At 39.8% G+C, this 12,042-nt stretch carries 11 protein-coding genes; 2 read left to right on the plus strand and 9 right to left on the minus strand.

The features are described from left to right. From PCY08_RS09765 to PCY08_RS09805, 9 genes are all read right to left on the minus strand, one after another. Window positions 1-3,187 (minus strand): YSIRK-type signal peptide-containing protein (locus PCY08_RS09765; protein ID WP_301560213.1); only part of this gene is annotated, 3,187 nt, incomplete at its 3' end. 323 nt (window positions 3,188-3,510) lie between these two features. After that, entirely contained in the window at window positions 3,511-4,113 is a 603-nt protein-coding gene (locus PCY08_RS09770) for a lysozyme family protein (protein WP_223141039.1), read from the minus strand. Beyond that, entirely contained in the window at window positions 4,113-5,087 is a 975-nt protein-coding gene (locus PCY08_RS09775; RefSeq protein ID WP_301560214.1) for a nucleoid-associated protein, read from the minus strand. The genes PCY08_RS09770 and PCY08_RS09775 overlap by 1 nt, the downstream gene beginning before the upstream one ends. Before the next feature lie 7 nt (window positions 5,088-5,094). Beyond that, window positions 5,095-6,351: a serine hydroxymethyltransferase gene (gene glyA / locus PCY08_RS09780; RefSeq protein WP_301560215.1), complete on the minus strand. Its 1,257-nt coding sequence runs from the start codon at window positions 6,349-6,351 to the stop codon at window positions 5,095-5,097. A 49-nt stretch (window positions 6,352-6,400) separates the two neighbouring features. Beyond that, on the minus strand, window positions 6,401-6,832 hold the full coding sequence (locus tag PCY08_RS09785; RefSeq protein WP_045763018.1) for a GNAT family N-acetyltransferase: 432 nt from the start codon (window positions 6,830-6,832) through the stop codon (window positions 6,401-6,403). A 1-nt stretch (window position 6,833) separates the two neighbouring features. Beyond that, on the minus strand, window positions 6,834-7,436 hold the full coding sequence (locus PCY08_RS09790) for an L-threonylcarbamoyladenylate synthase (RefSeq protein ID WP_301560216.1): 603 nt from the start codon (window positions 7,434-7,436) through the stop codon (window positions 6,834-6,836). After that, complete coding sequence (prmC, locus tag PCY08_RS09795) at window positions 7,420-8,256, minus strand: peptide chain release factor N(5)-glutamine methyltransferase (RefSeq protein ID WP_045763020.1); 837 nt, start codon at window positions 8,254-8,256, stop codon at window positions 7,420-7,422. Before prmC ends, PCY08_RS09790 begins: the two co-directional genes overlap by 17 nt. Further along, entirely contained in the window at window positions 8,256-9,335 is a 1,080-nt protein-coding gene (gene prfA, locus PCY08_RS09800; RefSeq protein ID WP_001028810.1) for a peptide chain release factor 1, read from the minus strand. The genes prmC and prfA overlap by 1 nt, the downstream gene beginning before the upstream one ends. After that, entirely contained in the window at window positions 9,332-9,922 is a 591-nt protein-coding gene (locus tag PCY08_RS09805; protein WP_045763021.1) for a thymidine kinase, read from the minus strand. Before PCY08_RS09805 ends, prfA begins: the two co-directional genes overlap by 4 nt. A 123-nt stretch (window positions 9,923-10,045) precedes the next feature. Between PCY08_RS09805 and PCY08_RS09810 the strand changes: the two genes are divergently transcribed. Together PCY08_RS09810 and mnmE are read left to right on the plus strand one after the other, a co-directional pair. Beyond that, on the plus strand, window positions 10,046-10,228 hold the full coding sequence (locus tag PCY08_RS09810; RefSeq protein WP_001117401.1) for a 4-oxalocrotonate tautomerase: 183 nt from the start codon (window positions 10,046-10,048) through the stop codon (window positions 10,226-10,228). 122 nt (window positions 10,229-10,350) lie between these two features. Further along, window positions 10,351-11,724, plus strand: coding sequence for a tRNA uridine-5-carboxymethylaminomethyl(34) synthesis GTPase MnmE (mnmE, locus tag PCY08_RS09815; protein ID WP_301560217.1), 1,374 nt, complete (start codon window positions 10,351-10,353; stop codon window positions 11,722-11,724). Window positions 11,725-12,042: the final 318 nt, after the last annotated feature.

A 12,042-nucleotide genomic window follows, 5' to 3' on the forward strand; every position in this document is an offset into this window, starting at 1 on the left:
GCACAATTGGCTTAGTTGGCTTAGTTGGATCTGTCGGATCATTCGGATACTTCACATTTGGAGTTGATGGGAATTTTGGATCGTCAGATTTTGGCACCAAGCTTCCAAGTGGTTTGTAGATAACATGATCTGTTACTTCTGGTTGATCTGGAGTCACTACTTTAGATCCAGCTTCTGTCTTATCAGAGTAGTATCCATCTACAACTGGGACAATAACCTTACCGTATGTATGGCTTGTTTGATCCCATGTGATTGTACCATCTGCCTGTTTTTGCTTACCAGTAAATGTGAAGTCACTTTGAACATTAGGAGTTGGAGTATCTACACCCGCACCTTCAAAGGTTACGGTTTGTTTAGTTGGTTTTGTCACATCATTTACGATTGGAACGTAGATGATTGGAGTATCATCACCTGGGTTGGTTGGAAGGTTTGGTAGCTCCTTACCTGGTTCTACTGGTTTATCTGTATCTGGTTTCGTTGGATCGTTTGGATCTGGCAAGTATGGTTTGTAGCCTGGGACATTTGGCACAATTGGTTTACTTGGTTTGGTTGGATCTGTCGGATCATTTGGATACTTCACTTTTGGAGTTGATGGGAATTTTGGATCGTCAGATTTTGGCACCAAGCTTCCAAGTGGTTTGTAGATAACATGGTCTGTTACTTCTGGTTGATCTGGAGTTACAACTTTAGATCCAGCTTCTGCCTTATCTGAATAGAATCCTTCTACAACTGGAACAATAACCTTACCGTATGTATGGCTTGGTTGATCCCATGCGATCGTACCATCTGCCTGTTTTTGCTTACCAGTAAATGTGAAGTCACTTTGAACATCTGGAGCTGGCGTAGCTGTGCCTGCTCCCTCAAAGGTTACCGTTTGTTTGGTTGGTTTTGTGACTTTATCCACGATTGGAACGTAGACGATTGGGGTGTCACGTGAAATACGGTCTGGATCACTCTCGTCATTTGGCTCAATCGTTTTATCAACAATATTATAACCCCAAGCTTGTGGTTGATTTTCCCTAATCTTATATCCAGCTGGAGCATCAGGGATTTTCGTTTCTGCTGCTTGAGTTGGATCTACTGGATTATTTTCATAGGTTCTAGATACTGAACCTGGAATAACATTTCCCGCTTCATCTACTTGGATAATTTTTCCTAATGGTTTATATACAACGTGATCTGTTACTTCTGGTTGATCCGGAGTTACTGTCTTAGAGCCAGCTTCTGTCTTATCTGAGTAGTAACCGTCTACAACTGGAACAATCAATTTCCCATACGTATGACTAAATTCGTTCCATGTTGTTGTATTTGTTGTTGGATTATGCTTACCTGTGAACGTAAAGCTATCTTGAACATTAGTAGTTGGAGTATCTACACCCGCACCTTCAAAGGTTACCGTTTGTTTAGTTGGTTTTGTCACATCATTTACGATTGGTACGTAGATGATTGGAGTATCTCGTGAAATACGATCTGGATCACTTTCATCATTTGGTTCAATCGTTTTATCAACTATATTGTAACCCCAAGCTTGAGGTTGTTCTTCCTTAATTTTGTATCCAGCTGGAGCATCAGGAATTTTAGTTTCTGCTGCTTGGGTCGGATCAACTGGATTATTTTCATAAGTCTTAGATACTGAACCTGGAATAACATTTCCGGCTTCGTCTACTTGGATAATTTTACCTAACTTTTTATAAGTTACAGTATCAGTTGCATGCGGTTGGTCTGGTGTAACAGTCTTTTTACCTGCACTAGTTTTATCTGCATAATAACCTGTAACGACTGGAGTTAAAACTTCCCCATAAGTATGCGATGTTTTTTTCCATGTTTTGTCATGTGTTTGACTATTTTCTTCGCCTGTAAAAGTAAAGTCATTTTGAAGATTCTGTGGTGGGTTAGTTTCTGCACCAGTATAGGTTACAGTTTGACTGGTTGCTTGTTGAATCTGACTAGAATCTTTTTCAATAACAAAACGATAGCGTGTTCCCGGAGCAAATTGGTTCCCTCCATTACCAGCAATAGAAGGGTCTAGAGCATAGGTTCCATCAGGTTGACGAATGAGAGTAACTGTTTCTTTTTTGTTCAAAGACCACGTTTCACTACTAATCTTTGGAGCAGGATACTTCTTCAAAGATTCATCCAATTCATCTGGAGTTAGAGAATCTGGATCAATAACCTCATTGGTGTGAATTTCACTATAATCATAGATAGTGTCACTTGTCTGACGGTCAATATAGGCTTCTACTTTTGTAGGATCACCATCAACAGTTTTAAGACGATAACCTGCTGGAAGTTTTGGAAGTTCAGTAATAGCAGCATCCGATGGATCTGGGACAGGAGTACCATCATCAGAAGTAAAAGTATTATTTGTATTTTTAAAGACTTTACTAGTCGTTACTCCAGAGATTGAATTGCCGTCAGAATCTACAAAACTAATCGTTCCTAGATTCTTGTAATAAATATTTATGATGCGATGTCTCGCTTCTCCACCATTACTACTCTTCGAAACGATGACATAATTGTAGGTCCAAGGAATATCAAACATGTCTGTTTCAATTTTAATTCCATTAATATCATCTCTCGTGACATATTGACCTGAGATTACTGGAATATTCACAGCTTTAAAACTTAAATCTTTTGGATCTATTTCATGTGAAGACCATCCATTTTCCGAGATAGCTCTTCGGCTACGATTTAGACGAGAATCTGATACTTTATTTTCTGTGTAGTCACCTTTAAGCTCAGAGGAGTTATCAGATTTTTTATAGGAGTTTTTAGATTCCTCATTTTGAACACTAGTAGCTGAATCTAAAGTTTCCGTCTTCTGTACATCTACTTTATTTTCAGGAGTAGTTTCTTCATCTACTTTTGAAATTTGATCATTTAATTTGCTATTTTCTGAATTGTTGGTTGTTTTTTGAGATTCTTGAATACCTGCACTTGCTTCAGAAAAAGTGGTCTCTACTGCCTCTTCATCAACCGTTTTTTTAGTGGGAATAGATTGCTGATCACTAGCAACCGTTTGTTGATCACTTGCTTCAGCAACAGCTACTCTATCTAAAATAGGTGTTTCATCAGCACTTGCAACCTGCCCACTCAAAAAGAAGGCCGTACCCAATAATACAGAAGCCAAACCAAAACTATACTTCCGTAAGGAAAAACGTTGCCGTTCACTAAAATAATTTTTCATTATTAATCCCCAATCTAATTATTCGTTACAATCATTATATCACTATTACTTTGAATTTCAAGTATTTCTCTCTATTCCAAGATATATTATTCGCTTTTTTTGTATTAAATCAGTGATAACAATCTAAAACCAAATGAAATTCTAATATTTCAAATAAACATATAATCATTTTGTGAATTAACGTTCGAATTATAGGAATTTTGTAAGAAAGTGTCGTATTAGTTATTTTTAGATATTTAAACTATTTTCATAATAAAAAGATCTAGTACTTATTGAGACTAGATCTTGTCGTTTTCCTATAATTTAATAGTGTGTTTGAGTGCTTAAAATAGATTAAAAAATTTAATAATATAGAGATTTAGTTGAACCTGTCTAGAGTAATAATAGTTTCCACCATCCACATAGAGTTCTCCACCTTGAAAGATGGAAATTGGATTGACGTAGCGATAGGTTTTTCCAGTTGTATTTCCTAAAGTTGGCGCAACGGTATCTCTTGAGTATTTCTTGGCTAGTGCAAGGGTATTTTCTTTCCCATTTTGGGCGATAAAATCAATATATGCAGGCCCAAAGTTATAGGCCTGTACAGCAGTCCAAACATCTACACCCTTTTCTTGAGCTAAATAAAGATTCTCTGTCAAGGTTTGAATTCCCTGACGAATACTACTCCTATTGTCAGAAATCGTATTTGTAGTTCCGCTAGCAGACTCACTTGACTGCATCACGTCACTTTCTTTACCTTTGGTTTCGGTATAAATCATGGCCAGGACTAGTTCTTCATTTGCTGGCGTATCTTGCTCACTTAAAACCTCTCGTACCAAGGATTGATAGGTCATGACCTGCTTCACATCCCGATACATATGAAAAAGTTTATAACCAGTAAATAAGATAAGAACAAGTACCAAGACCCTTCTTATAAATTTAAACATTATTTGCTTTGTATATCCTCGATGTTTTTGATTAAGATAGAGTAGGTACCATTGTCATTTTGGATAAATTCGACCGACTCAGCATCTTGGTAAATATTATTGGGTACGATTAACTCAATCCCATTTGACAGAGAAAGCTTTTGGTTTTCAAATTTCTTTAATTGACGACTGGCATCGATTTCATCAAACTGAACTGGCTCTGGCACTGATTCCTTGACTTGGTCAATAAAGCTAAGACGTGCAGTGAGATTGTTGTCAAAAAGGTCATTTGCCAATTTTTCAGGAGACAATTCATTGCTTTCTTCAAGGTTGTTGAAAATAGCAGACTTGACCTTGGATTGAAACTGGAAATCGTCTGTGTTGAAAGTTTCAGCAATTCTCTGAGCTGTTTTTTCCAGTTCCTTGATTGACTTCTTAGGTGAAATCTTAGGCTGAGCCTGAATCAGATTCTCAGAAAAATAGTTCAAAAAAGTTCCGTTATACTTGATTCGTTTCTCAATCAGGTGATATTTTCGGCTTTGAAGATTGACAACCAAGGCCTCGTCAGCCCCTGTACCAAATCCAGGAAGATTGTTTTGAGTTAGCTTGATTGGATTATCAACCTCTCCACCGAGGTGGGTCAAGGTCTCACGTAGGGCAATACGTAGAAAAGCAAAATGCTCTACTCCTTCTTTAGAAAACTGCACAAAAATCAAGTCGTTGGTTTTGAGATTTTCAGAAATGCTGAATTCCTCTTTCCATAGGTTTGCTAGCGTCACCGATGTCTCCAATAAATCGTCTGTGATGTGATTGAAGAAGGGATTTTCTTCTTCGAAAATCCCAGTCTTGGCTTCATCTGAATACACACGTTCGATTTTCTTACGTAGGTATTCTTCGATTTTTGGAGTGATATTGAGAAATTTATCCGCTAGAAACAACTCTGTGTCATCAGGGCTGAACTGATGGATAATGGCTTTCTTAATATAAATGTCCATAATAGTATTAGTCCTCATACAATGGGAAGGCATCTGTCAAGGCTTTGACTTCGCTTCTCACTTCTTCTAAGACAGCTTCATTTTCTGCATTTTTAAGGGCTTTAATGATAAGCTCAGCCACTTTACTACTTTCTTCTTCACCAAAACCACGTGCAGTTGTTGCTGCTGCACCGATACGAATACCACTTGTCTTAAATGGTGACAAAGTTTCGTATGGAATTGAGTTTTTATTTAGGGTAATATTGACCTCATCTAGCAAGTTTTGAGCAACTTTCCCATTTTCTACAACCTTGGTTACATCCACTAGGAAGAGGTGATTTTCAGTACCACCAGAGATAATACGGAAATCAGGGTCTTGCAAGAAGACTTCTGCCATAGCCTTGCTGTTCTTAATAACATTTGCTGCATATTCCTTGAAGGCTGGGTCCAATACCTCTTTGAAGGCAACAGCCTTAGCAGCAACAACGTGCTCTAATGGCCCACCTTGAATACCTGGGAAAATAGCAGAATTAATCTTCTTAGCAAGGTCTTCGTCATTAGTCAAAATCAAACCACCACGTGGTCCACGAAGGGTTTTGTGGGTCGTTGTAGTTGTAATATGTGCATAAGGCACTGGACTTGGGTGAAGACCTGCAGCAACCAAGCCAGCAATGTGCGCCATATCGACCATAAGTTTAGCACCAACAGCATCTGCAATTTCACGGAATTTTGAAAAATCAATAATTTGAGAATAAGCTGAAGCTCCTGCTACGATTAATTTTGGTTTTACTTCTTGGGCTTGTTTCAAGATAGCATCAAAGTCCAAAAGTTCCGTTTCAGGATCCACACTATAAGAAACAAAGTTGTAGGTTTGACCAGAGAAGCTTACAGGAGCTCCGTGGGTCAAGTGACCACCTGCTGCCAAATCCATTCCCATTACCGTATCACCTGGCTCAACCAAAGCCATGTACGCTGCACAGTTGGCTTGACTTCCTGAGTGAGGTTGGACATTGGCGAATTTAGCACCGAAAATTTCTTTTGCACGTTCAATAGCCAGACTTTCAACGATATCAACTACATCCGTACCACCGTAATAACGACGTCCTGGGTAACCTTCGGCGTATTTATTGGTCAAGATAGACCCTTGAGCCGCCATAACTGCTTTAGAAACGACATTTTCAGACGCGATTAGCTCAATATTGTTTTGTTGGCGTTCCTCTTCTTTGGCAATAGCATTCCAGAGATCAGCATCGTATGCTTTAAAATCGTCTTTGTCAAAAATCATAGGTCTTCTCCTTTATAGTGTGACTGGTCCTTTAGTTTAAGAAAATATACTAAAAGATGCGAATAAACCGTTTCTGCACTTTATCACAAGTATAACCAACTTTTTCGTAAAATGCATGGGCACCCAGACGATGGTCTGCAGAATTTAAGCGAATGAAGTTATAGCCTCGTTTTTTTGCTTCTTGTTCCAATCCTTGGAGCAAAGTTTTTCCGATACCCTGACCTTGTGTTTGAGGCAAAACAGCTAAAGCTAGAATATTAAAACCTGGTTTTGAATAAAGGGATTCATAAACCTCGGCATGGACATAACCAAGTAAGTCATGGCTGGTCGAATCCTCGAAACCCAGTAGGTAGTGATGTGAGTCTTGAGATAACTTAGCTAGTTGACTAGCCGTTTCCTCTAAACTAAACGAATAGCCTAAAGCTTCTTTATTAATCTCACAAATAGATGCAACATCTGTTGTTTTCAAATCACGTAGCATTTCATACCTCCTCAAAAGGAATTGTTGGTATCTTGGCAAGGATATCTTCTCGTGTAATCGCTCCTTGACGTAGAATCTTCACCTTATCGCCAGATAGGTCTAAAATAGTCGAATCCTGACCTGTTAAAAAAGCATCGTCTTCGAGTCCCAAGACCTCTTGGTCAAAATCATGAAGAATCTTGTGAAAATTTACTCCACTTGATTGACCTGAGATATTGGCAGAAGGTCCGATTAAGGGGCCAAATTCACGAATCAACTCCAGAGTTACAGGATGACTCGGCATGCGAAATCCAACAGTCGTCAAATCTGAATTGACCCAGTAAGGAACCTTGTCATTAGCTTCTAAGATAATGGTCAAAGGTCCTGGCAAAAAACTTTCAACCAGTTTTTGGAGATAAGGTGGCTGATTCTTAGAAAAGTTCAAGATATCGTCTAGACTAGCAACATTGAGATTGAGTGCCTTGTCTCTTGGACGACATTTAAGCTGATAAACATGGTCAACAGCCTTTTTATCCAAAGCTTTTGCAAAGAGACCATAAACAGTCTCTGTTGGCAAAACTACAGCTCCACCTTTTTCAAGCTCTTTCTTAATTTTCTCCATCATCAATGACAACCATCCTATCTTGGCCAAATTGGTCTTTCAGAGTTCGAACTCGCTTCTCGGGAAAATTTTCCTTGAAAAGAGCTGGAACACTTTGACCTTGTTTGTAGCCAATTTCAAGATAAATCTTACCACCATCATTTAGATAGTCCTTTGATTCTTCCGCAATTCTGCGATAGATTGCTAGACCATCCTCATCTGCAAAGAGGGCTAAATGTGGCTCTGAATGGAGAACATTCAAACCTACTTCTGACTCATCTACTCGAGATATGTATGGTGGATTGGATACAATTATATCATATTTTGAAGAAATTTCGGAAAAACAATCAGATTTAATAAATGATAATGATAGACCTTGATTATTAGCGTTTTCCATCGCCAAATCCAAAGCATCCTGAGAAATATCGGCAGCTGTGATTGTCCAATCTAGTCTATTTTTAGCTAAGGCAAGAGCAATGGCTCCGCTTCCTGTTCCGATATCCAGAACTTTGAGGTTTTCCTTTGAATTCTCAGCCAAAACGAGTTCCACCAACTCTTCTGTCTCTGGTCGAGGAATCAAGACCCGCTCATCTACTTTTAACTGCATCTCAAAGAATTCAGCATGACCGATAATGTACTGGGCAGGTATATGATTTGCTAGTTTCGTGTAAATCTCCTCTACAAACTTGCTTTCCTCCTCTGAAGCTTCATGCTGAAGAGCAAAGACGAAGTCTGTAAAAGATAGATTTTTCTGGCTACGATAGACAAAGGAGAGGCTTTCTGCTTCCTCTCCCTGTGCTATCAACTTTTCCTCAAAATCTTTAAAAATTTGAGCTAGTTTCATTATTTGTTTAATTCTTCCAATTTTTGCGTTTGATCGTAAAGAACCAAGGCATCCACAACTTCATCTAGTTTACCAGACAAAATAGTATCTAGTTTTTGAAGGGTTAAGCCGATACGGTGGTCTGTCACACGGTTTTGTGGGAAGTTATAAGTACGGATACGTTCTGAACGGTCACCAGTACCGATAGTAGACTTACGCTCTGCGTCCTGCTCGTCTTGGGCAATCTGTGCAAAGTGGTCAGCAACACGCGCACGAATAATCTTCATAGCCTTCTCACGGTTTTTCTGCTGGGTACGTTCTTCCTGCATCTCAACCTTGATATTGGTTGGCAAGTGAACAATACGAACAGCAGTCGCAACCTTGTTGACGTTCTGTCCACCAGCACCAGATGCGTGGTAGATATCCACACGAAGATCTTTTGGATCAATATCGTATTCTACTTCTTCGACTTCAGGCATGACAAGGACAGTTGCTGTTGAGGTATGAACACGTCCTTGGCTTTCTGTCACAGGGACACGCTGTACACGGTGGGCACCTGATTCGTACTTAAGTTTAGAGTAAACAGACTGGCCTGATACCATGGCAACCACTTCCTTGAAACCACCGACACCATTCATAGATGCTTCCATGACTTCAAAGCGCCAGCCCTGGGCTTCAGCATATTTTTGGTACATAGTTAACAAGTCGCCAGCAAAGAGGGCTGCTTCATCACCACCTGCAGCTCCACGTATTTCAAGGATGATATTTTTGTCATCGTTTGGATCTTTAGGAAGAAGCAAAATCTTCAGTTTTTCTTCGTACTCTTCTTTTTCAGCCTTAGCATCTTTCAATTCTTGCTTGGCCATTTCTTCCAAGTCAGCATCTCCGCCTGATTCTTTAATCATCTCTTCGGCATCAATGATATTTTGAAGGACTTGTTTGTATTCGCGGTAGGCAGTTACAGTATCACGAGTAGAAGCTTCCTCTTTTGAAAGCTCCATGAAACGCTTGGTATCAGAGACCACATCAGGGTCGCTCAGCAATTCTCCCAACTCTTCATAACGGTCTTCTACAGCTTGTAGTTGATCATAGATGTTCATTTTTTCTTATTCTCCTTATTGATTTCAGGGGCAAAATAATGTTTACGGCAAACCGAGATATAGGTTTCATTGCCACCTATCTGGATCTGCTCACCATCATAGACTGGCAATCCGTCCTGCGTGCGCAAGACCATGGTCGCTTTTTTCTTGCAATACTGGCAAATGGTCTTGATTTCGTCAATCTTATCTGCTAAGAGCAGAAGATATTTTGAACCTTCGAATAGTTCATTACGAAAGTCATTTTTTAAACCAAATGCCATGACAGGTATATCTAACTCGTCCACAACACGAGCTAGGTCGTAAACATGGTGACGCTTTAAAAACTGGGCTTCATCAACAAGTACACAGTAAGGCTTTTCAGGTAAATCTCGGATAAATCCAAAGATATCCGTTGTTTCCTCAATAGCAACTGCAGGTCTCTTCATCCCAATTCGACTTGAAACATAGCCAACACCGTCACGCGTATCCAGAGCCGAAGTCATAATCACAACTCCCTTTCCTTGCTCTTCATAGTTATAGGCTACCTTGAGAATCTCAATCGTCTTGCCTGAGTTCATGGTCCCATAACGATAATACAACTGTGCCATGCTTCTATTTCACGTCCATTTCTAAATTTTTGCTACATTCTAGTATACCATATTTTCTCAAAGCTTTAAATGGCAAATTGTGGTAAAATAGAAGAAATCAAATAACTAGTGGAGGACGCAATTATGCCATTTGTACGCATCGATTTATTTGAAGGACGCACGTTAGAGCAAAAGAAAGCCCTAGCCAAGGAAGTAACGGAAGCCGTTGTTCGTAACACTGGAGCACCTCAGTCTGCTGTTCATGTCATTATCAACGATATGCCTGAAGGAACCTATTTCCCACAAGGTGAAATGCGCACTAAATAAAGCTTAAGCAATCTGCTTAGGCTTTTCTTTATAAGTGCCATTCGTTGAATAAAACACTATATTTTGTTACAATTTTAAGAGATATTAGTCTATACAAACAAATAAACTATAAAGGAATTGAAATGATTACACGGGAATTTGATACCATTGCAGCAATCTCCACTCCACTAGGTGAAGGGGCTATTGGGATTGTTCGTTTAAGCGGAACAGATAGCTTTGCTATCGCCCAGAAAATCTTTAAAGGCAAGGACTTGAGCAAGGTTGCTAGCCACACTCTTAACTACGGTCATATCGTTGACCCTCAAACTGGTAAGGTCATGGATGAGGTTATGGTGGGAGCTATGAAGTCTCCAAAGACCTTCACTCGTGAGGATATCATCGAAATCAATACCCACGGTGGGATCGCCGTAACTAATGAAATCCTTCAATTAGCTATCCGTGAAGGGGCTCGTATGGCAGAGCCTGGTGAATTTACTAAGCGTGCCTTCCTTAACGGTCGTGTAGACTTGACTCAGGCCGAGGCTGTTATGGATATCATCCGTGCCAAGACAGACAAGGCCATGAATATTGCAGTCAAACAACTAGACGGTTCTTTATCTGACCTCATTAACAATACTCGTCAGGAAATTCTCAATACACTGGCACAAGTCGAAGTCAATATCGACTACCCAGAGTACGACGATGTTGAAGAAGCCACTACTGCTGTTGTCCGAGAGAAAACATTGGAATTTGAGCAATTACTAACCAATCTCCTTAGAACAGCTCGTCGCGGTAAAATCCTACGCGAAGGGATTTCAACGGCTATCATTGGTCGCCCCAACGTTGGAAAATCCAGCCTACTCAACAACCTCCTACGTGAAGACAAGGCTATTGTAACGGATATTGCAGGTACTACCCGAGATGTCATCGAAGAATACGTCAACATCAACGGTGTGCCACTGAAATTGATTGATACTGCTGGTATTCGTGAAACAGATGATATCGTCGAGCAAATCGGTGTCGAGCGCTCCAAAAAAGCTCTCAAGGAAGCTGACTTGGTACTACTTGTCTTAAACGCCAGTGAACCTCTAACTGCCCAAGACCGACAACTTCTTGAAATCAGCCAAGATACCAACCGTATCATCCTACTGAACAAAACTGACCTACCTGAGGCTATTGAAACTCAGGAACTTCCTGAAGATGTCATCCGTATTTCGGTCCTCAAAAATCAAAACATTGATAAGATTGAAGAACGGATTAACAACCTCTTCTTTGAAAATGCTGGCTTGGTCGAACAAGATGCTACTTACCTGTCTAATGCCCGTCACATTTCCTTAATTGAAAAGGCAGTAGAAAGCTTACAAGCTGTTAACGAAGGTCTTGAGCTGGGGATGCCAGTTGATTTACTTCAAGTTGATTTAACCCGTACTTGGGAAATCCTTGGGGAAATCACTGGTGATGCTGCTCCAGATGAACTCATTACACAGTTGTTCAGCCAGTTTTGTTTGGGTAAATAAGAAAAAACTAGGTCAAAAAAATGCTAGTCACCTAAAAAGAGGTTGGGACAAAAAGATCCCGACCTCACTTTTTATTATCAATCATAATTTGACGCGGTAGCTGATTGAACTTTTTGTTCGTCTTTTAGACTCCAAAAAGCTCCTAATCATCCTCGCGGGGCTGGGACTACGAAATCAAGACTTTGTCTATTGATTTCTTATACGAAAACTCAAAAGAGCGCAAAAAGACTCCCCTTGTGATATAATGAAGGTGAAAAAATTGTATTAGGCTACTGGCTCGTCTCTAGTAGCCTTTTTTGTAGCACAAACTCCTGATAA

This window comes from Streptococcus sp. SO4, assembly GCF_030440055.1.
GTDB classification, from domain to species: Bacteria; Bacillota; Bacilli; order Lactobacillales; family Streptococcaceae; genus Streptococcus; species Streptococcus nidrosiense.

What these genes read in the sequence shown, in the direction of transcription:
- glyA (WP_301560215.1), bottom strand. Translation starts at nt 6,351, where the DNA reads ATGATTTTTGACAAAGACGATTTTAAAGCATACGATGCTGATCTCTGG.
- PCY08_RS09785 (WP_045763018.1), bottom strand. Translation starts at nt 6,832, where the DNA reads ATGCTACGTGATTTGAAAACAACAGATGTTGCATCTATTTGTGAGATT.
- PCY08_RS09805 (WP_045763021.1), bottom strand. Translation starts at nt 9,922, where the DNA reads ATGGCACAGTTGTATTATCGTTATGGGACCATGAACTCAGGCAAGACG.
- PCY08_RS09790 (WP_301560216.1), bottom strand. Translation starts at nt 7,436, where the DNA reads ATGATGGAGAAAATTAAGAAAGAGCTTGAAAAAGGTGGAGCTGTAGTT.
- mnmE (WP_301560217.1), top strand. Translation starts at nt 10,351, where the DNA reads ATGATTACACGGGAATTTGATACCATTGCAGCAATCTCCACTCCACTA.
- PCY08_RS09810 (WP_001117401.1), top strand. Translation starts at nt 10,046, where the DNA reads ATGCCATTTGTACGCATCGATTTATTTGAAGGACGCACGTTAGAGCAA.
- PCY08_RS09775 (WP_301560214.1), bottom strand. Translation starts at nt 5,087, where the DNA reads ATGGACATTTATATTAAGAAAGCCATTATCCATCAGTTCAGCCCTGAT.
- prmC (WP_045763020.1), bottom strand. Translation starts at nt 8,256, where the DNA reads ATGAAACTAGCTCAAATTTTTAAAGATTTTGAGGAAAAGTTGATAGCA.
- prfA (WP_001028810.1), bottom strand. Translation starts at nt 9,335, where the DNA reads ATGAACATCTATGATCAACTACAAGCTGTAGAAGACCGTTATGAAGAG.
- PCY08_RS09770 (WP_223141039.1), bottom strand. Translation starts at nt 4,113, where the DNA reads ATGTTTAAATTTATAAGAAGGGTCTTGGTACTTGTTCTTATCTTATTT.